Annotated in this window: 11 protein-coding genes; 6 read left to right on the forward strand and 5 right to left on the reverse strand. The window is 70.7% G+C overall.

The features are described 5' to 3' along the window. Window positions 1-242 precede the first annotated feature (242 nt). From cysE to MFF24_RS16620, 4 genes are all read right to left on the reverse strand, one after another. Complete coding sequence (cysE, locus tag MFF24_RS16605) at window positions 243-1136, reverse strand: serine O-acetyltransferase (protein ID WP_238225707.1); 894 nt, start codon at window positions 1134-1136, stop codon at window positions 243-245. A 20-nt stretch (window positions 1137-1156) separates the two neighbouring features. Then, window positions 1157-1363: a hypothetical protein gene (locus MFF24_RS16610; protein ID WP_012453466.1), complete on the reverse strand. Its 207-nt coding sequence runs from the start codon at window positions 1361-1363 to the stop codon at window positions 1157-1159. A 475-nt stretch (window positions 1364-1838) separates the two neighbouring features. Continuing rightward, on the reverse strand, window positions 1839-4088 hold the full coding sequence (locus MFF24_RS16615; RefSeq protein WP_238225709.1) for a CHASE2 domain-containing protein: 2250 nt from the start codon (window positions 4086-4088) through the stop codon (window positions 1839-1841). A gap of 53 nt (window positions 4089-4141) precedes the next feature. Further along, window positions 4142-11221, reverse strand: a complete 7080-nt coding sequence (locus MFF24_RS16620) for a beta strand repeat-containing protein (protein ID WP_283214516.1) — start codon at window positions 11219-11221, stop codon at window positions 4142-4144. A 548-nt stretch (window positions 11222-11769) separates the two neighbouring features. Here MFF24_RS16620 and MFF24_RS16625 point away from each other — a divergent pair. The 4 genes from MFF24_RS16625 (at window position 11770) to MFF24_RS16640 (ending at window position 16107) form a co-directional block, all read left to right on the forward strand. Next, window positions 11770-13722 carry a glycosyltransferase gene (locus MFF24_RS16625; protein WP_238225712.1) on the forward strand — a complete coding sequence of 651 codons (1953 nt, stop codon included), beginning with the start codon at window positions 11770-11772 and terminating at the stop codon, window positions 13720-13722. A gap of 152 nt (window positions 13723-13874) precedes the next feature. After that, window positions 13875-14576: a FecR family protein gene (locus tag MFF24_RS16630; RefSeq protein ID WP_238225714.1), complete on the forward strand. Its 702-nt coding sequence runs from the start codon at window positions 13875-13877 to the stop codon at window positions 14574-14576. Window positions 14577-15141: 565 nt separating this feature from the next. Then, window positions 15142-15423 carry a hypothetical protein gene (locus tag MFF24_RS16635; RefSeq protein ID WP_108939533.1) on the forward strand — a complete coding sequence of 94 codons (282 nt, stop codon included), beginning with the start codon at window positions 15142-15144 and terminating at the stop codon, window positions 15421-15423. Window positions 15424-15744: 321 nt separating this feature from the next. Further along, the gene (locus MFF24_RS16640) at window positions 15745-16107 is read left to right on the forward strand and encodes a phage holin family protein (RefSeq protein WP_238225715.1); all 363 of its coding nucleotides are present in this window, start codon (window positions 15745-15747) and stop codon (window positions 16105-16107) included. A gap of 120 nt (window positions 16108-16227) precedes the next feature. On the opposite strand, the gene MFF24_RS16645 is transcribed toward MFF24_RS16640, so the two are convergent. Further along, entirely contained in the window at window positions 16228-18189 is a 1962-nt protein-coding gene (locus tag MFF24_RS16645) for an alpha/beta hydrolase domain-containing protein (RefSeq protein ID WP_238225717.1), read from the reverse strand. 368 nt (window positions 18190-18557) lie between these two features. Here MFF24_RS16645 and MFF24_RS16650 point away from each other — a divergent pair, with 368 nt between their 5' ends. Together MFF24_RS16650 and MFF24_RS16655 are read left to right on the forward strand one after the other, a co-directional pair. After that, on the forward strand, window positions 18558-18890 hold the full coding sequence (locus tag MFF24_RS16650; RefSeq protein ID WP_108942862.1) for a hypothetical protein: 333 nt from the start codon (window positions 18558-18560) through the stop codon (window positions 18888-18890). 607 nt (window positions 18891-19497) lie between these two features. Next, a complete protein-coding gene (locus MFF24_RS16655; RefSeq protein ID WP_238225722.1) occupies window positions 19498-21000 on the forward strand; it encodes a GGDEF domain-containing protein in 1503 nt (500 codons plus the stop codon). The last annotated feature ends 67 nt before the right edge of the window (window positions 21001-21067 follow it).

Consider the following 21067-nt stretch of genomic DNA (forward strand, 5'->3'; position numbering starts at 1 on the left):
AATTTTAGCGAGTGTGGAGATGGGTTTGCCTGTCGCACGCCTTAACGAAGAAGATGCCGCTAAAAATCGGGTCAATCATAGAATTACGTTCTCGCGCCGGCCGGGGCGTTCCGGGCGAGGGAGGGCGATCTTGCCGGATAGAATTTTTCTTCGAGGCGGCTTGGAGCGTCTTACGAAGCGACCAATCGCCGACCGCCTCTCCTCTGACCATGGCGACGCGGCGCGCGTTTCACGAGAGACTCTCAGATCCCGTCGCCGAAGCCGAAGGACTGGTCCATGCTCAGCGCGGGCGCCTCGCTCGCGGAAAGGCGCGAGACAACCCGGGCCGGAACGCCGGCCACTGTGGTGTGCGGCGGAACCTCGTGCAGCACCACGGCGGCGGCAGCGACCTTCGCCCCCTCGCCCACGCGGATGTTGCCGAGCACCTTGGCCCCGACGCTGAGCAGCACGCCGCGCGCGATCTTCGGATGGCGGTCGCCGCTCTCCTTGCCGTTTCCGCCGAGCGTCACGGATTGCAGGATCGAGACCTCGTCGGCGATCACCGTCGTCTCGCCGATCACCACCCCGGTGGCGTGATCGATGAACACGCCCGAGCCGATCCGGGCCGCGGGATGGATGTCGCAGCCGAACACCTCGGAGATGCGGCTCTGGACGTGGAGGGCCAGCGTCGCCCGCCCCTGATGCCAGAGCCAGTGCGCGACCCGGTAGGCTTCGAGCGCGGCGAAGCCCTTGTAGAACAGGAACGGGTCGAGATAGCGCCGGCAGGTCGGGTCGCGCTCGCGGATGGCGATCAGGTCGCGCACCGCGTGCGCGCCGGCATGCGGGTCCGCCTCGAAAGCCGAGAGGCAGAGGTCGCGCATGGCGAGCCGCGAGAGGTCGCCGTCGCCGAGGCGGTGGGCGAGGCGGTAGGCCAGGGCCTGGCCGAGGCTGCGCTGGTCGAGGACCGTCGCCTGGACGATCCCCGCATAGAGCGGCTCCTCGATCAGCGCCGCCTCGGCCTCAGCCCGGAGCTCCGTCCAGACATCGGCTTCCCGCGTGCTGCGGCTGGTGGTGCGCAGGGGTGGTGGGAAGGGCGGCGGGATCGCCGCGTGCGTCGCGATCTCGGTGCCCGAATGCGCCGTGGTGTGCGCCGTCATGGTCCGGCCTCCTCGGCCGATCAGTGAACGCGGCGGAACAGGTCGGGCAGGTAGCGCTGCAGGGTCTCGTGCCCGTCGAACTTCACGTCGATGGTGGCCAGCCCCCGGCCCTGCCCGTGGATGCCGACGACCCGGCCCCGGGCATGGCGCCAGATCCCGAGGGCTTCGGCGAGGTCCAGACGCTCGAACACGACCTGATCGCCGGGCGTCACCGTCGCTGCAGCCATGGCATCGAACTCCCTCAAGCGGCCGTTTGAAGCGGCCTGATTCCGGTTATGCGGTTGCGGGTGGTCCTGGTGATGGTCTCGATACCGGGTCCGAAAACGGTCTTCCGAATGTCCCCGCGCAGCGAAGAAGATTTCAGTCGTGAAAGGGGCGGATGGAAGCATGTTATTTGCTAAGGCATTGTCCTATATTGATAATTGTAGATATGGCGCGGTTTTTCAAGTCTCGATCAGGCACGCGAGCCGGCGGCCGGGCCGCACCGGCGCCGCCGCGGCGGCAAGCCCGGGGCAGGACCGGCGACGGGTTGAGACGACGGTTCTCACTCGTCCCGTGCTGGGAGATGATCTGTGCCGGAGGAGCTGAATTCTTGGCAGGACCTTCGCAGCAACCTCGACAGTATCGTCGCCGCCGCTCGCACCGAAAAATCCGCAAGGCCTCGCAGGTCCGGCGCACCGCCGATCGACCGCGCGCCGCCGGCTACTTCGTGGTGGCGACGGTGACGCCGTCCCAATCGGCGGGCGGCGGCTCCCGGCGGAAAGTCTCGGCGCGCTCGGCGTAGAGCGCGTAGAGGCCGTCGATCCGCAGCCCCTCCGCCAGCGCCCGGCAGGCGTGCGCGGCCGCGCCGGTCTCGTCCCATTGCCGGGCGTGATAGGCTGCGATCATCGCGCCGTGCCGGGCCGCGAGTTGCCGGAACGGCTCGGACCGTCGAAAATCCTCATCCCCGACGAGGGTGAAGACGGTCTCGGGCTCGCTCTTGCCCTTCACCCGGACGCGATCGAGTTCGAGCACCGGGAAGCGCGCGCGGATGGCGTCGGCCGTCGCCGCGCCGAGAACGATCTTAACCCCGTAGAGCTTCGATTGCCCCTCGAGCCGGGAGGCGACGTTCACGGGGTCGCCGAGCACCGAATAGTCGAAGCGCAGGTCGGAGCCCATATTGCCGACGACGCAAGGCCCGGTGTTGATGCCGATGCCGACATCGAGCGGCAGGACAGGGTGCCCGCCGGCTTTCGCCTCGCGCTGGCGCGCCGCGTTCAGGGCGTCCATCCGTGCCAGCATGTCGAGGGCGGCCGCCGCGGCCTGGGCCTCGTGGTCCGCGACGGGCAGCGGCGCGTTCCAGAACGCCATGATCGCGTCGCCCATGTATTTGTCGATCGTCCCCTGCCGGTCGAGGATGGCGTTCGTCAGCGGGGTGAGGAAGCGGTTCATCAGGGCCGTGAGCCCGGCGGGGTCCGTCTTGTAGAACTCCGCGATCGCGGTGAAGCCGCGCACGTCCGAGAACATGATCGTCAGGCGCCGCTCCTCGCCGCCGAGCCGCAGCGGCTCGGGCGAGTGGGCGAGCTGCTCCACGAGGTCCGGCGACAGGTAGCGGCCGAAGGCGGTGCGGATCCGCTTCCGCCCGGCCTGCTCGCGGAAGTAGTTGGTGAAGACGAGGGTGAGGTAGACGAGGAAGGTCGTCAGCAGCGGGTAGGTGGCATCGAACAGGATGCCGTGGGCGGAGAACCGGTACCACGAGACGAAGACGAGCTGTCCTGCCACGAGGCTGCCGAACAGCAGCAGGCCGAGCGCGCCGAGGATGGGGGCAAACAGGATGATGGCGAGCGACACCGCCGCCGTCGCGCCGACCTCGATCAAGGTCGCCTCGTTCGGCACGGTGAGGGTGGCGCCGGTCAGCAGGTTTTCCAGGAGCTGCGCGTGGATCTCGACGCCCGGCATCGAGCGGTCGAGCGGCGTGGTGCGGTTGTCGAGCAGGCCGACGGAGGAGGTGCCGACGAGGACAATTTTGTCGCGCAGCCGCTCCGGCGGCACCGTGCCGTTGAGGAGGTCGCGGGCCGACACGTAGAGTCCCGGATCGTGCAGGCTGAAGCGCACCCAGATCTGCCCGTGCGGATCGGTCGGCACGGTGAGCTCGGGCAGGCGGATCGAGACGACGCCCGCCTCGTCGGTGCGGATCAGCAGGGTGTCGGCCCCGGTCGCAACCCGCAGGATGTCGAGTGCCAGGGTCGGTACCACGGTGCCGCCAGCCCGCAGCACCAGCGGCACCCGCCGCACCACCCCGTCCCGCTCGGGGCTGATGGTGAAGACGCCCCGCCCCGCGGCGGCCCGCTCCAAGACCGGCAGGTTGCGGATCAGACCCGGAAATCCGATCAGCGCCGTCTCCGGATCGAAATCCGTCCCCACCACGGCGGTGCCGGTCTGCGGCGGCGGCTCGCGTCCGGTCCAGGCGACGGGCGTGCTCGCCGCGGTCTGGCCCAGCACCACGGGCAGGTGTCCGATCGCCTTGGCGAAGACCGCGTCGCTGTCGGGCTGCGCCCTGAGGTCGGCGCGGGCCGCCTCACTCAGGTCCGGTAGGGTTTCGGCGAGCCGCGGCGGCGACAGCCGGTCGGGCTCGGAGAAGACGATGTCGAAGGCGGCGATGAGCGCCCCGCCCTCTTGGAGCTTGCGGCACATCGCGGCGAGCCGCGTGCGCGTCCACGGCCACTGGCCAAATTCCCGCAGGCTCGCCTCGTCGATATCGACGATGGCCACCGGGCGATCGGCCGGCGGCACCCGTGGCGAGAGCACCTGCAGCGCGTCGAAGGTGCGCACGCGCAGGGCCTCGACCGGCGGCGGATCGGTGATCCGCAGAGCGAGCAGCAGCAAGAGCAGGCCGCTCGCCAGCAGCCGCCCCGGCCCGATGCGGCGGCCGATCCAGCCGAAGGCGGCCCGGCCTGCGGATAGGACGGGCATGACGGCCTTCCGCATCCGCGGCCCCTTCCGCCTGTCCTCTTGCAAAAGAGACGTCAGAACGCGTAGCGCACCGAGGCGCCGCCGTGGATGGTGTCGCCGACCGGCTGCGGCCCGAGCGTGCCGAGGATGAAGCCGTCGAGCGCCAGATCCTGCTGCAGGCGGTAGCTGATCCGTGCCCCGTACTCCACCCAGGTGAGATCCTTGATCGGGGTCGTGAACGGCACATCCGCCACCGTCCCGTTCAGGCCGCTCTTCAGGCCGAAGCCGTGGGTGACGCCGAGATTGGCTTGTGCCTCGATCGCGGCGCCGAACAGGCGCGTGTACTGCCCGCCGATCTTGGCGATGTTGATGATGTCGGTGCCGCCGCGGCTCGCCAGGGCGTAGGGATTCGGGGCGAGCAGGCCCTCATTGTAGGCGCCGGCATATTGCCAGCCGCGGCTATACTCGACGGCCGCCGCGACCTCGTCCTGCGGCGACAGCCGCGCGACGTAGCCGACCCGGCCGAAGACCGAGCCGCCGAGGGTCGATACCCGCCCATTGCCCTGGCCGGCCATGGTGCCGAAGGTGTAGCCCCGGCTGTAGCTCGTGTTCTGGCTCGGCGCGAACAAGCCGCCGACATCCACGAACGGCCGCGCCGAGCCCAAGCCCGCCGGATCGTAGCGCAGCAGGCCGGCGAAGATCGGCCCGCCGGAGACGCGGACCCGGCCGCTGTCGTAGCCGGTATAGGCGAAGCCGCCGATGGCGATCAGCTCGTCGGTGAGCGCCCTGCGGCCCTGCGCGCCGACGCTGTAGGAGCCGGCCATGCCGAAGCCGCTGAAACAGTCGCCGCAACTGATCTGCTGGTTGAAGCCGGTGAGCACGCTGCCGAGGATGCGCTGCGTCACGAAGGCGCCGAAGCGGTCGCGCGCCAACCCCTGGGCCGAAGCGATCGCGCTGGTCAGGTCCGGCCCCGGCTCGGTCGGGCGGCCGGGCTCGGTCTCGCCGAACTGGAGGTAGGCGCTGTTCGCGTCGTAGCCGACGACCGGCTGCAGGCCCCGCACCGGCGCGGTGAAGGTGACGCTGGTGAACTGGCCGGTCAGCCCCGCGCTCGCCACCAGGATCGGCAGCCGCACCGGGGTGGTGTAGGCCAGCGCCGAGGGCGTGATCTGGAGAATGCCGCCCGACGCGATCGTCGCGGTGGCGGGCGTGACGAGCCGGCTCGCCGCCGTCAGCGACAGGGTCGTCGCCAGGGTCGAGCCGGCGCCGAGTACCACCGGCCCCTCCGCCGTCAGCGCGCCGATGGGGTTGGCCGCGTTGCCCGGCGCCACGAATCCCCCCGACTGGACCGTGAGCGCGCCGACGCGGCCGGTTCCGGTCAGGCCCGCGCCCGGCCCGACCGTGAGGATCGACGAGCCGGTGAGTGCGCCATCGACCTGGAGGATGCCGGCCGTGACCGCGGTGGCGCCGGCATAGCTGCCGGTGCCGGACACCACCAGCGTGCCGAGGCCAGCCTTCTCCAGGCTGCCGGGCCCGGAGATCTGCCCGGACAGGGCGATCGTGCCCGGACCGGAATCAATCGTCGCGAGGCCGGGATTCGCCACGCGGATGGCGTTCTCGACCGTGTAGCCGCTGCCGAGGAAGGCGAGGCGGGTGCCGGTCTCGAGGGCGATGGCGCCGCTGCCGGCCGAGCCCGGCCCGCCGAGCGCCAGGGTGCCGCCCGCCACCGTGGTTCCGCCGCTGAAGGGGCTGGCCCCCGTCAGCGTCAGCGTACCGGCCCCGACCTTCGCCAGGGACAGCGCGCCGCTCCCCGCGCCGTCCTGCAGAACGGTTCCGGCCGTGCTGCCGGAGCCGAGCGTCAGCGTCGCAGCGGTGGCGGCGCCGTTCTGTATCACGCCGCCCTGCCCCGTCAGGGTGCCGATGCCGAGGGCGTTGCCCGCGAGGCTCACGGTGCCGGCATTGCTCAGCCCGGTGAGGTCGGCCAGCGGACCGGACAGGGTGAAGCTCGCCCCGGCCACGTTCGTCACCGACCCGGCGATCCGCCCTTGCGCCGTGACCGCGGCGGCATTCGTCAGCGCGCCGTTGACGAGGCTGCCGGGGCCGAGCGCGAGGCTGCCGCCGTTGATCGCCACCGCGCCGTTCAGCGTGCCGGTGTTGGTCACCGTTCCCGCCGTGCTCGTCAGCGCCCCGGCGGTACCGCGATTGACGAAGCTGCCGTCGTTGGCGACGGGGCCATTGATGGTGCCGTCGTTGCTGGCGAAGCCGGCATTGGTGAGGCCGCCGTCGACCGTTCCGGCATTGGCGAAGCGGCCCCCGGCCCCTGTCGCCATCGGGCCCGCCAGCGATCCGCCGGCGGCGAGCGCCAGGGTTCCCGCCTCGACGGTCGTCGCGCCGGTATAGCTGCCGGCGCCCGCGAGCGTCAGCGTGCCGGATCCGAGCTTGCGCAGGCCGATCCCCGCCGCCCCTCCGGTCAGCCCCGTGGCGATGGTGGCCGAGACGCCGGCATCGACGGTGACGAAGCTCTGGCTCGGCGTCGAGAAGGGATCGCCGGTCAGGAGAAGCGCGCCCGGCCCGGCGAGGCGGTAGCCGTCGCTCGTGAATTGCAGGCCCTGCACAGCCTGCGTCCCGGCCACCGTCACCGTGCCGGTGCTGCCGCCGAACAGGCCGACGCCGGAGCGCCAGAGGTCGTTGATCTGCCCGCCGGGCAGGCGCGTCCAGTTGGTGCCCCCCGCGCTCCAGGTGCCGCTGCCGCCCTGGGCGCCGGCGGCGGCGCCGGTGGTGTCGGCGCCGTCCCAGAGCTGCACCGACTGGTTGCCGTTGGTGACGAGCACGTTCACCTGACTCGGGATGTCGGTGTAGACGAGCGCGCTGGTGCCGGCGCCCGGCGTCGTGACGCCGGCAAAGGCGCCCGAGACCGTGCCGCCGTAGTTGAACAGCCGGTAGGCGCCCGAGACCGGCGGGGCCGTAGCGCCGGCGGCCGCGACGAGGCTGAGCGTGCCGCCGAGCCCGAGATTGCCGCCGACATTGATGAGGTCGTTGCTCGCCCCGCCGACGATACCCGGCGCGCCGAATTCGAACAGCGAGGTCGAGCCGGGATTGAGGGTGTAGTTGCCGGCGACCGTCAGCGTGCCCGGCGAATTGCCGGCCGAGACGGTGCCGCCGTTGACGGTCACCGAACCGGCGATCGTGCCGGACCCATTCAGGGTGCCGCCGGACTGGACGATGACGCTCGCGCGGTTGCCGGCGGTGTCGCCGAAGGTGCCGTTGATCGCCAGCGTCCCGGCCTGCACGTTGGCCGTGCCGGTGAAAAGGGCCGCCGGGCCGTTGCTGCCGGTCAGTGTCGTGATGCCGGTGCCCGACTGGTTCAGGATCCCGGAGCCGGAAATGACGCCGGCAAAATCTTGGCTGTCCGAGCGATTGAGCGTGAGCGTGCCGTTGGCCACGACATTGCCGGGGATCGTGCCGGCCGTGCCGCCGTCGCCGACTTGCAGGGTCGCGCCGGCATTCACCCGCGTGTCGCCGCCGTAGCTGTTGGCGCCGGTCAGGACGACGCGGCCGGCCCCGCCCACGGTGAGGCCGCCGGAGCCGCCGACCGCGCCGGTCAGGGTGAGACTCGTGCCCCCATCCGGCGCCAGCGTTCCGCCCGACGCGCCGAGGGCGAGCGCGCGGCCGGTGGTGAAGCTTGCGCCGGAGGCGAGCGTGCCGCCGCCGAAGCTCAAGCCGCCCGTCGCCGCGCCGAGGCTGGCATCGCTCGACACGAGAACGGTGCCGCCGTTCAGCGCCGTGCCGCCGCTATAGGTGTTGGGGCCCGACAGCGTCAGAATGCCGGGGCCGACCTTGGCCAGGGACAGCGCGCCGCCGCCCGCACCGTCCTGCAGCACGATTCCCGCGGTGCTGCCGGCGCCCAGCGTCAGCGTCGCCGCCGTGGCGGCGCCGTTCTGGACCACGCCGTCCTGCCCGGTCAGGGTGCCGATGCCGAGCGCGTTGCCGGCGAGGCTCACGGTGCCGGCATTGCTCAGTGCGGTGAGGTCGGCCAGCGGACCGGACAGGGTGAAGCTCGCTCCGGCCGCGTTCGTCACCGACCCGGCGATCCGCCCTTGCGCCGTGACCGCGGCGGCGTTCGTCAGCACGCCGTTGACGAGGCTGCCCGGACCAAGCGCAAGGCTGCCGCCGTTGATCGTCACCGCGCCGTTCAGCGTGCCTGTATTCGTCACCGCTCCCGCCGTGCTGAACAGCGCCCCGGCAGTACCGCGGTTGACGAAGCTGCCGCTGTTGGCGACGGGGCCATTGATGGTGCCGTCGTTGGTCGTGGAGCCGGCATTGGTGAGGCCGCCGCCCACGGCGCCCGCATTGGCGAAGCGGCCCCCGGCCCCTGTTGTCACCGAGCCCGTCAGCGCGCCGCCGGACGCGAGCGTCAGGGTGCCGCCGGCCACGTTCGTGACGCCGTTGAAGCTGCTCACGCCCGCCAGGGTCTGGCTCCCGCCGGAGAGCACCACGTCGCCGATCCCGGTGATCGCACCGGAGAACGTGCCGGAGGCGTCCGTCAGGGTCAGGCGGTTGGTACCGAGCACCACCGTGCCAGCCTGGCCCGCGGCGGTGTCGCCCAGGCTCCGGATGGCGGCGCCGTTGGTCAGCCCGGCGATGTCGAAGGTGGTGCCGCTGGCCAGGGCGATCCCGCTCGATGCAGCGAGGGTGCCCGAGCCCGCCAGCGCCAGCGTGCCGGCCTCGATCCTCGTCGCGCCGGTATAGCTGTTGGCGCCGGTCAGGGTCAGGGTGCCGAGTCCCGTCTTCGTCAGCCCGCCCGTGCCGACGAGCGGTCCGCTCGCGGTCATCGCGACGCCGGGTTCCGTCCGGATTGCTCCCCCGGCCGCGCCCAGGGTGACGGTGCGGCCGGTCGAGAGAGCGGCGGTGGCCTGCAGGGTTCCGCCATTCAGCAGGACGCCGCCCGACGGCGCGCCGAGATTGGCATCCGCGCTGACCGCGAGCGTTCCGCCGAGCACCTGCCAGGGCGTCGCCGCGGGCGTCGTGCCGGTGAGCGTCCACGTGCCGGCATCGGCCTTCTGGAACACGCCGAAATTCTGGAACTGCGCACCGATCGCCGCGGCGGAGAACGTGCCGTCGCCGGTTCCGCCGAGGATGAGCCGGTCGGCGGCGCTGAAGGCGACGACACCTCCGTCGATCTGCGAGGTCGCGGTCAGGGTCAGGCTGTTGAGCCCGCCGGTGAAGCTGATGGCCCGGCCCGTCTCCACGGCGGCGGGGCCGGTGGCGCCGGCGCCGACGGCGATGAGGCCGGAATTGACGATGGTGAGGCCGGCGCCGACGATCGCCGTTCCGCCGAGCCCCCCGCTGCCCGCGGCACCGCTCGCGCCGGAGGCTCCGGCGCCGCCGGTGATCGTCCCGAGATTGATCAGGGTGCCACCCGCGGGGGCGAGCACGCCGATCCCGCCCGCACCGCCGGCCGCGCCCGCGCCGCCGAGGCCGCCGGTCCCGCCCGCGATGCGGCCGAGAGTGGTGTTGGTGAGGCGGGTGGCGCCTTCGAGCAGGAGGCCGGTGCCGCCGGTGCCGCCGCTCCCGGCGAGGACGACCGCATCGAGGCCCGCCGCGGGATCCTGCGCGCCCACGGCTCCGCCCGTGCCGCCCCCGCCGCCGGTGATGAGACCGAAATTACCGAACTCGGTGCCGGTGATCTGCGCCCCGGTCCCGCCCGCGCCGCCCCGGCCGCCGGCCCCGCCGCGGCTCTCCGCTGCGAAGCCGGCCTGTCCGCCGTCGCCGCCCCGTCCGCCGTCGCCGCCGCGAACGGTTCCGGCATTGCCGAGGGCGGTTCCGCCGCCAATCCGCAGCCCGGTGCCGCCGGTGCCGCCGGTGCCGCCGGCGCCGCCCGCGCCGCCGCCGGAATTGTCGACCACGCCGGGCGGCCCCTCGAAGAGGCTGCTGGGCAGGCCGCCGAAGCCACCGGTGCCGCCCGCACCGCCGGCCAGGGTGCCGGTATTGCCGAAGCCCTCCGCGCCGATGAGCTGCGCGCCGGTCCCGCCGCGACCGCCGACGCCGCCCATTCCCCCCGTGCCGCCGGTGGCGACCGGCGCCCCCGACGGTCCCGTGATTTCCAGGAAGCCGCGCGTGCCCTCGGCGCCGCCGCCCCCGGTGCCGCCGGTGATGGTGCCGGCATTGGACAGGTTCGCGCCGGTCGCTCCGGAGAATCCCGCGCCGCCCTCGCCGGCCGCGCCGAGCGCCGTCGGTGGGGTCTGGCCAGTGAAGTTCCAGCCGCCGCCGGTTCCGCCGGCCCCGCCGAAGACCGTGCCCTCCGCCGCGTTGGTGAAGAGGCTGCGGCCGGACAGGAAGACGCCGATCCCGCCCGCGCCGCCGGCCCCCGCGATCCCGTTCAAGGCCCGCTCCGTGTTGCCGCCTTTGCCGCCGCCGCCGCCCAGGATCGCCCCGGCATTGGTGACGGCGCCGGTTCCGGCGTTGCGCAGCCCGATGCCCCCCTCGCCGCCGCCGCCGCCGGCATGCGCGTCGCCGCCCGCGCCGCCGGCCCCGCCCTGCAAGGTGGCGCCGGCCCGGTTGGTGCTTGGCCCCACGCCCGTGACGATCGCCCCCTCGCCGCCGGCTCCGCCGCCCCCGCCGCCCTGGAAGCTGCCGGGCTGTGCGGCGTCGTAGCTCGCCGCACCGCCGCCCCGGCCGCCGTTGCCGCCGGTCAGCCCCACGGCATTGTCGATCTGCGCCTGTCCGGCGGCGCCGTTGCCGCTGGCGCCGCCCCCGCCGCCGCCTGCCCCGCTCGTGGAGAAGGGCGCATCGCCGCCGTCGCCGCCATTCGGCGAAGCGGTCGTGCCGCCGGCCCCGGCCGTGCCGCCCGGGATCGCGATCAGCGGTCCTTCGCCCTCGGGGAAGGTGTAGCCGCTGCCGCCGCTCCCGCCGGCGAGACCCGGTCCGCCGCCGCTGCCGCCCCCGCCGGCCCCGGAATTGTCGAGACTGCCCTCGGGGTCGGAGCTGCCCGCGGGCGCGTCAGTGCCGGGCCTGCCGTTGCCCAGCGTGTCGCCCGAACTCCGCCCGCCGGCCCCGCCGCCGGCCGGCCATGCCGGTGCGCCGGGGAGCAACAGGGCGAGGACGGCGCTTCCGACGAAGACGGTCGTGAGCAGCGCGTCGCGCTTATGCTGAGCCATGCCCCCAAATCCCGTCCCGCCGGCCCCACCGTCGCGCATTTTCAATCGCGGGCCGGGTCCGAGCCTTATTTTTCAATTTGTCTCACGCATAGTCGATACTTCAATCGATGAGCCGATCCCGTTGATTGCGCATCGACGGGTCCGAACCTGCGCGCGCCGGCAGAAAGCTTGCCCGGATCGAGACAGCCCTTGCGCGGAGGCAGGCCTTCCCTCGGCATGATTGGACCTTTGTTGTTCTGCCGCGTGGACGGCTGATGAACGATACCGTCTCGCCCTCCTTCGATGAAGCCGAATAGGGCCGGTCACTCTCGTCTTCCGCAGGCAAATCGGGTGAGAAGCCCGCGAGGTGTGTGTCTTCCGCAACAGGGCTGCGAGAGGGTTCTGGAAGGGTGGCGGCCGGACGGGCCATCCTGGCGAGGGCCGCCGATCGTGATTCGCCGGGCCTCGGCGGCGGGCAGGCTCCGGCACGGACGGCAAGTCCCGGCACGGACGGCAAGTCCCGGCACGGACAGCAAGCCCCGACCGGACGGGGAGAGGGGGAGGGACGGATGCCGACGATCGGCCTGTGCATGATTGTCAGGGACGAGGCGCATGTCGTGGAGCGCTGCCTCGACAGCGTCCGGCCCCTCATCGACGGCGCCGTCATCGTCGATACCGGCTCGCGCGACGGAACGCCGGAGATCGTGCGGGCCTATCTCGGCCGCCACGGGATTCCCGGCGCAGTGGTCGAAGAGCCGTGGCAGGACTTTGCCCACAACCGCAGCGCGGCACTCGCGGCCCTCCGTGAGGACGCAGCCATCGACTACGCCCTGGTGATCGATGCCGACGACCGGCTCGCCTTCGCTGCCGGCTTCGACCCGACGGCCTTCAAGGCCGGCCTCACCGCGGATGTCTACGACCTCGACATTCATCACGGGGGAACGGTCTACCGCCGGCCGCAACTGTTCTCGAACCGACTCGCCTTCCGCTACCGCTCCGTCCTGCACGAGTTCCTTGAGGTCCCGGCCACCGCGCGGTCGCATGGCGTGGCGGCGGGGCTCTCCATCGTCTACGGCGGCGACGGCGCGCGCTCATGCGATCCGCAAAAGTTCGCGCGGGACGCCGCCCTTCTGGAGACGGCGCTGGCGGGCGAGGCCGATCCGTTCCTGCGCGCCCGCTACACCTTCTACCTCGCCCAGAGTCTGCGCGATTCCGGGCAGTTCGAGCGGGCGATCGAGGCCTATCGCGCACGGGCCGAACTCGGCTTCTGGGATCAGGAGGTGTTCGAGAGCCTGCTCAACGTCGGCAAACTGATGGCGCGGCTGGGGGCGCCGACGGAGGATGTCCTGGCCGTGCTCGAACGCGCGAGCGCGACCGTGCCGGAGCGCGCCGAGGCGCTGCACGCGGCGGCCCTGATCTGTCGGCAGCGCGGCGCGTGGGCGCTGGGACTCGCGGCCGCGGAGCGCGGGCTCGGTCTTCCCTTGCCGGAGGCCGGTCTGTTCCTCCAGCCCTGGATCTACGCGATCGGCCTTCTCGACGAGTTCGCGGTCAACGCCTACTGGGCGGGCCGCGACATGGACTGCCTCGTCGCCTGCGCGATCCTCCTGTCGCGCGACGACCTCGACGCTCCGACCCGGGAGCGGGTGCGGACCAACCGCGTCTACGCAGAGGACCGCCTGCGGGCGCGCGCCTCGCTCTGGTCCGGGACCCTGAAGGACGGCGCCCCTCGGATCGCCGTGGTGACGGCCTACCGCGGGGACGATGCCGAGACGCTGCGGCGCTGCATCGCCTCCGTGGCGGGCCAGAGCGTGGCGGTGGACCATATCCTGATCGCGGACGGCCCGCCGCAGGAGGTGCTGGATCAGGCGCTCGCCGCCGGGGTGGCCGACCACATCCGCCTCGGCGGCACGGGCGAGGCGCACGGACGCGCGGCCTGGGCGGCGGGCGGCCTGCTCGCCGCCGCGCGGGGTTATACGGCGATCGGCTTCCTCGATGCCGCAAGCTGGTACGATCCGGACCATATCGAACGCTGCCTCGTCGCGGCCCTGCGCGTCGGGTTCGAGCGCTGCGGGCTGGTCACGGCCTCCCGGCGGCTCCGGCGGCCCGATCTCAGCGTCATGCCGCTTCCCGAGGAGGACCCGGACCGCTTCGTCGATGCCAGCAGCTACCTGTTCCTGCCGGCGGGCTTTCACCTGTTCGGGCACTGGGCGCTGACGCCGGGGCCGCTGGCCGAGATCGACGACCGCCTGTTCCTGCTCGCGGCGAAGGCGAGCGGCCTTGCTCTCGGCCGGACCCGCTCGGCGACGCTCAACGGCATCGCGACCTACGCGGCGGCCTATCAGGCCCTGGGCGAGACGCCGCCGGTCGGCGCCCGGGACAGGCCCGATCACGCCCGCTTCCGGGCCTGGATCGAGGCCCTGCCGCCGGAGGCGATCGCCACCCTCCGGCACCGGATCGGGGCCGATCCGCGCGGCCTCTACCGGGCCGGGCCTCCCGGTGGGGAAATCGCCGAGGTTCAGTAGATTCCGCGTCCCGGTCGGGGATGAACAGTGCGAAGAGGAGGCGCGGTCTTGCCGTCGATTTGCAACAGCGCCGGGAAAAGCCGCCAATAGAGTTGCCGCCGCCGCCGGTTTCGCGTCTACGATGGGGCGATTGCCCGATGGACTGCCCCGCGATGCGCCTCGTCAGACGGATCTGTTTCGCCGGCCTGGCCGGCGGCCTCGCGCTGAGCCTGCCGGCCTCGGCCCAGCAGATCGGCGCGACGACGGTGGTGAAGAACGACGTGTCCCGCCTGAAGGGGGCGCAGAAGAACAGCCTCGCCGCGGGCGATACGGTGTTCCGCGACGAGGCGGTGCAGACCGGCGCCGACAGCCTCGCCAAGATCGTCTTCCTCGACCAGACCAATCTCTCGATCGGGCCGAACGCGCGCATCGCCCTCAACCAGTACGTCTATTCGGAGGAGCGGCCGGCGGGGAAGGTGGCACTCAACCTGTTGAAGGGCACCTACCGCTTCGTGACCGGCGACCTCGACAAGAAGGCCTACGAGATCAAGACTCCCGTCGCGACGATCGGCGTCCGCGGGACGGTGTTCGACGTCTGGACCACCGGCGCACGCTCGGTCATCACCCTCACCGAGGGCGAGGTTCGGGTCTGCACCCGCAAGGCGAGCCCGCAGGCCTGCCTCACCCTCGACCAGCCCGGCGCCGTCGCCATCGTGACCGCCGGCGGCGTGACCTCCGGCCCGCCCGGCTCCGCGACGCGCTTCGGCTTCAACGGCTATTGCGGCGCCAATCCCGGCCTGTGCACGCCGACCCGCTTCGCGGAGGGCGGCGGCGAGCCGCAACCGGCCGCCTTCGCCGCTCTGTGCGGCCGCTGACACCGGTCGAATCGCGCCCGACAGGTGGCTGACGGCGTCCGGACGAAGACGATGCTCGAACTCATTGTCTTTGCATCGTCTTTTCCGAAGGCCGGCGGCCCCCTTCCGGAACGATGCTCTATGCCGCCCAGGCGAGAATCAGCACGCCGCTGAGGAACATGGCATAGGTCGCGAGCAGCGCGGAAATCTCACGATGCTTGGACACGACGGCGCGGGAGACGGACAGCATGACGGCGATCAATCACGAGGTGACCCGATCAGCCTGATAGCCAAACTTTGACGGATTTGGAGAGGTTTGACGCCGGTTTCGCAGGAAAAGACGAGGTGTTGCGCGCCGGAGACTCGTCCAGGCGGCGTAACCCGCCGCGCGCGCAAGTCTTACCCCTCCGCCCGCTTGCGTTGTCCTCCGTCGAGGTCGGGAATGGACGATGCGGACCGGCTCAACGAAAAGAAAGGCCGCCGCGGTGCGCGCCGGAGAACGGTGCGATTCCAGACCGAGCCCGAACAACGAAGTTCAGGCCGGGTTGCTCCTGCAGAGAACGACAGGAACTGTACAGGAGCCGCCATGAAAAACCCACCGACGATCACTTGCGTGATCGGCTTCGCCCTTGCCGCCGTCGCCTGCTTGCCCGCCACCGCGCAGCCTCGGCAAGGATCGGGCGTGATCGTGACGGATGACGGCAGCGTCACCGGCGGCCGCGACCGCGGCGTGTCGGTCTCGCGCGGCGCCACGGGCGCCGACACCATCACCAACAACGCGGCTGCCGGCGGCAACGCCAACCAGCCCGAGCGCGCCGTTCCTCAGGGCAGCGCCGGCGGCGGAAGCGGCAACGGCCCGGGCCAGTAGGCCGCCAGGATCCTCCGTCACGATCCTCCCTCACGACTCTCGGCCCCGCCCGGTTCCGCCGGTGCGGGGTTTTCCGTGTCCGGCAGCCCCTGTGAACGGTCACCGGGCCTGCGGCCCGTCGAATCGAGGCCGTTGCCTTTTCCGGGACGGACGCATCGTGCCGCTGGATCTGCGGTCCCCGCCTGTGGTGTAACGGCTCCGGCCCGAAACGTTCGGGCACTTTGGTCCAGCCCCGACGGATCGCTTCGCAGAGGGTCGGGCCGCGCGTTCTCTCAGGCCTGCGCATGACGACGGGCTCGGGGGACGGTCGAGGGAGTATCCGTGAGCCAACAGAACCGTCCGCAAGGCGAGCCGGTCGAGGATCCTCGCACCACCGCCGTTCTGATGCTCGTCGCGATTCGTGAAGCCAGCGCTCACCTCGGCAAGCTGCTCCGGCTGGCGCGAACGGAAATCCGCGGCAATCTGCGGGCGGTCGCCTCGCTCGTGCTGCTGTTCGGCGGCGCGCTCCTGCTGGTCGTCGCCGCGCTGGTTCTCCTGCTGTTCGCCCTGCGGGACGCAGTCGCGGTGCTGATCGGCAGCGAGACCGGGGCGGCGCTGATCGTCGCCCTGCCGTTCGTGGTCGCCTCGGCGATCTTGTCGGTGTGGGCACAGAGGCTCTGGAGCCGGCCGTCGGTCGAAGGCTGACGCACCCGGCACCGGGCCCCGTCACCCCCTCACCCGGCCGGCGCCCGTGCTGTCCGAGCCCACCGAGCGCGCGAGGCCACCGGTGCCGAACCGGAGCGCCGGCATCGGTGAGAGCGACGGCTACGGCGCTTCCTGTCGAGCCGCGGCAATCAAGCGATCCCCGTCCTCGCGCAGCAGGAGGCGGTCCGTCACGAGAGCATCGACGGACTTCGTCACGGCCGCGATGTAGGCGGCGGCATCCGGATAACGCTCTTCGATGGACTGTCTGGGATCACCTTTCGCGGTCCGATCGGCCTGCGTGGCCGGGAACGGGATCTGGCTGCCTTCCCGGTCGCACAAGGCGTCGGCGGGGAAGGGATCGGCATAGAGGTTCCAGCCCGTGAAGGTTGCCCGCGGTGCCGCGACGGCCGGCAGACGGATGCCGGCCACGTCGTTGCCGTCGGCATCGACGCGCGGGACCAGCGGGCGATATTGCGGCCCGCTTTCCGGGCGCGGGTCCAGGTAGGTGCTGAAGCGAGCGATCGCATTGAGCGCCGTCGGAACGGGGACGCCGACCATGAACGGAAAGCCGATCTCCGCCGCCTCGACCAGAGTCCCGTCGGACAGGCGGGGAACACGGCTGTCGGGCGGGGCCTTGCCGTCCTTCACCCACTCCTCCAGCGCGACGAGCATCGCGCGAACCGCCGGGGCCGGATTCAGGGTGCTGCGTGGGTTCGTGCAGGGTCCCTTGGTCGAGGTCAGGCCCGCACGCCCGTAATGGAAGCCGCTCGAGACCAGATAGGCGCGCGCGGTGTCGGGCAGCGGCACATCGCTGCGGCCGACCGGGTCGGTCGTCAGGAGGGAGGCGCCCTTCTGCCAATATTCCGTGCCGGTGTTCGCTTCGATCAGCAGCGGATCGAAGCCATCGTCCCGCAGGATGCTGCCCGTCCGCCCGGTGATCGGATCGTGCAGGCGGGCGGCCGAGAATGGGAAGGTGTTCTCCGGATAGAGGTGGTCTTCGTGCTGCGTGTTGGTGCGCGAGGGCTGACCGAAGCGGGCATTGAGGAACACCCCGCCCACGCCCGCGATATGGGACAGCACGCCGTCGAAGACCCGCTTGCCGGCCTCGTCCCGATTGAAGCCCTGCTGGATGAAATCGCGCAGATAGCGCCCACTCTGCGAGATGCCGAGCGCGAGGGTGTGCCTGATGGCGCCGCCCGCCGGATTGGACGCAGCCTCTCCCTCGCTGCGGAGAAAGGCCACCACATCCCGCGTGGCGGCGAAACCGATCCCGAGCACCTTCGGCTCGGTCGCTTGGTAGGTGAATTCGTAGAGCGAGCCGGGCAACGGCTTGGTGCCCTTCGGCAGGAGCTCGATCTGACGCGGCGTGGCGTAGTGCCAAGCCTCCGGCGGCACCGGCCGCGGCGGGTCGGCCTCCCGGCGCCGCACGGTGAGCCGCGCGCTCGTCTTGTCCGGGCTGGCTGTCTTGAAGGTCAGGGCGAAGGGCGCCTCCGGGGGCCCGCGGGTCGCGCTGACGAGTTCATCGCGCACGAGCTCGACGATCGGCTTGCCGCCGCGCGTGGCCACCGGCACGTCGATGGCCATGCCGCCCTGTTGGCGCAGGGCATCCGCCTCCCAGCCGGACCAGACAAGGGTGTAGCCCCGGCGCAGGACGAGCCCGGTCCCGGCATCCGTGGCGGTCTTCGGATCGTTGACGGCCTGCACGCCTTGGGCCGGCGCATCGAGGACCCAGTTGAAGAGGAACTTGCGGCCCCGGTTCAGCACCTCGAACAGGAGCGTTCCGCTGCCGCGGGCCGGATCCTTGGGCCGCAGGATGAACAGGTCGGTCTTGTACTCGACCATGCCGCGGGCGTTGCGGGGCGCCAGGGCGATGTCGACGATGCCGGCATTGGCGGGATCGGCCGGGTCGAGCTCGCCGCGGGCCGTGCCGACGACGCGCTCGTAGCTGCCGGCCGCGCCGAACTCGGCGCCGTCGGCAAAAGGCTCGACGCTGGCGATCTCGATGCCGGTGATGCCCGCCTGGGCCGGCGCGGCCCCCAGAGCGCAGCCAAGTGCGCCGACCACAACCCAACCGTTGCGCATGTTCGCTCCCTATCCGGCTCGTACTGGCCGGTCTCCTCAGCAAACATGCCCGGAGGGGGCACGTCGAGAGAAAGGTCCGGTCTCATCCCGTATTCTCCTTTGCCGTCTCCGGTCGGCGCGTCGTGCCGATCGGTTCGAAGCCTGCAGGCCGCCACTCTGTGGGGCCGGCAAATGGCCTGACCTCGAACGCCCGCAAGCATGTCGTGCAGCGTGGGTGGCGAGAGTTGCCTCGGGCGCGACCCCCGACATCGCCAAAGCCGTGTGACGTTATTTTGCAGTGATGCGGCGCGCAGCCTTTTGCGTGCGCCCATAGGATCGGTATGATCGTGCCGAAATGTGATGCGTGGGAGCCAGCCGTGACATCGACACTGACATCGACACTGCCGCAGGGGGCGAAGCCGGGCGATATCGTGACGCCGGACGGCAAGATCCTGTGCCGGGATCGAGAGCTTCACGAATACGGCTACTTCACCGTCACCTACGAGCAGGCCCAGGTGGCGCGCCAGCACGGCTGGGGCTGCCGGTCCGGCGTCGTGCTCGACGGGGAGCATTCCGACGAGTGGAGCTGGGACTACGCCGAGGAAGAGCGTCGCACGGCGCTGGAAAACGGCGATGAGCCGCCCCGGGTGCGGATCTATCGAGAGCCGCCGGCCTCCTGCCCCGTCGAGACGGCCCCCTCATGCCGCCTCGAGAGCCGGTAGACGAACGAGGCGCCGCGCCGGCCGCCCGAGAACGCTCGTGACACTCATCCCGAAGTCCGGGGCCGGCCCCGGACTTCGGGACGTGTCCGACCTGATTGCAGCGGGCCGACGACTCTAGGCCCTTCCTTTGTCGGCACTTTCTTTCGACGAGCCGCAAGCCGCTTCGTCGGAAAGCGCTCCGAGACCGCGCAAGGTCGACGGTCGATGCGCTTGTGCCGTTGGTATCGACGCAGGCACGACCTGGCCTACGCAGCTGCGCTCGGCTTGTTTGGCAGCGGCGCCCGCCCTGGCGAGGGCCATTCGTGTGCCGCCGAAAATCGAACCCTGGACGTCACCGATCCGCCGAGCGCGGCGGCCTACCAGCGCGTCAACGTGAGGTTCAAGGTTCGGGACACGGTCCGTCGGCGATGGACGGCCCGCCCAAGGGCTGATGCCGGCGGGTGCCGGGTGGCACCGGGCTGGATGGCGGCTGCCGCGCCATCACGATGATATCTCAGCCCTTTTACGCCTGAAACAAGACGCAGAAGATTGCAAATTGAGCAATCGAAGCGCATCAAATACAAGGCGTCGCGTTCACAGCAATTTAAGCCCAGAGCCCCATCCTGCGATGGAAGAGGCAATTCGAGGGTGTTTTAAAATATTAAAAATTTCTCATCTGTATCGGGTGGCCTTCCATGAAATGCACGCGTCACGTGATATGCTGATTTCATTCCCATCAGGCGCCAGTCGTGAAAACGAATCTCTCGACGCCAACCTGAAAGCTCGAGTCCGTGTGGAGCAGCTCGACGTTGCTCTCCGTCTCGTTCCTTTCACGGTGCTCGTCAGCCTGAGCGTCGTCCAAGTCATCGTCTACCTCTTCTGGAATCCCGCCAATCGCGCGTATCTCGGCGTGCTCGAAGCGGTCATCCTGCCGCTTGCGATTGTCGTGCTCCAACAATGCTGGCTCTGGCGTTCGCGTCCCAAGCCGCGCGAAGTGTCGGTCTCGTTCATCCGTCGCGCCGTCTTGGCCGCCTACATCTATGGCGGTCTGCTCGCCTCGATCCCGGTCATGCTGTTCGTCGGAGCCGATCCGGACGGGCGCCTGCTCATCGCCGCCAGTTGTGCAGGCCTCATCGCGACAGGGATGAGCGCCGCCGTGCTGCCGCGTGTCGCCATCGGCTTCTCCGGCCTCATCATCGCCGGATCCTTCTTCGGGTTGGCGGCGACGGGAGAGCGCTTCTACACCTACGTCGCGATCCTGCTCTTGTTCTACGCGGCCTTTGTCTGCTTCACGATCCTGCATCTCAGCCGCCTCTTGAAGATGCGCGTCGTCGCGCAGGTCGACTTGGAGAGGCAGCAGGAATTCACAAACCTCCTGCTCAACGAATTCGAGGAGAATGCGAGCGACTGGCTCTGGGAAACGAACGCCGAGCTTCGCCTCCAGCATGTGTCGCCGCGGTTGGTCGAGGTCGCTCGCTCCTCGGAGCGCCAACTCCTCGGCCTGCCTCTCGAGCAACTGCTGTTTCCCGCGGTCGCTCCGCCCGACGGGCACCCGAGCACGGTTCTGTGGACCTGCATCGCGGAGCGCCGCACCTTCCGCAACCTCGTCCTCCCGCTCAACATCGCGGGCGAGCAGCGCACGTGGCAACTGAGTGGAAAGCCGATCTTCACCAACGGTGTCAGCTTTTCAGGATATCGCGGTGTCGGGTCCGACGTGACGGAGAAACGGCGGTCGGAGGAGCGCCTGTCCTATCTCGCGCTGCACGACTCGCTGACGGACCTCCCGAACCGGGTTCAGTTTCAGCAGCTTCTCGAAGCGGCGCGCGAAGAGCTCGGCCCGGACGGGCGATTTGCGGTGCTTGCGCTGGATCTCGACGAGTTCAAGAGCGTGAACGACACGTTCGGGCACGCGGCCGGCGACGGGCTCCTGCGGGCCGTTGCCGAACGTTTGCGGCGTTTCGCGTCCTCCGACGTTCAACTCGCCCGCCTCGCAGGCGATGAGTTCGCGATACTCGCGAGAGGGGCGGCGGCGAGCGATCGCCACGCGATCGCGTTGCTGGCCAGCGACATCGTTGCGGCGGTCGCATCCCCCTTTATGGATGGCCCGCCCCTCACCGGGCTGCCCTGCTAGGCTGGCAGGGTAGCGGAGATGAGGAACGGAGCGAGACGATGCCGATCACGGTGTTGGGGATCGACCT

Source organism: Methylorubrum aminovorans (assembly GCF_022179725.1).
In the GTDB taxonomy this organism is placed as follows: domain Bacteria; phylum Pseudomonadota; class Alphaproteobacteria; order Rhizobiales; family Beijerinckiaceae; genus Methylobacterium; species Methylobacterium aminovorans.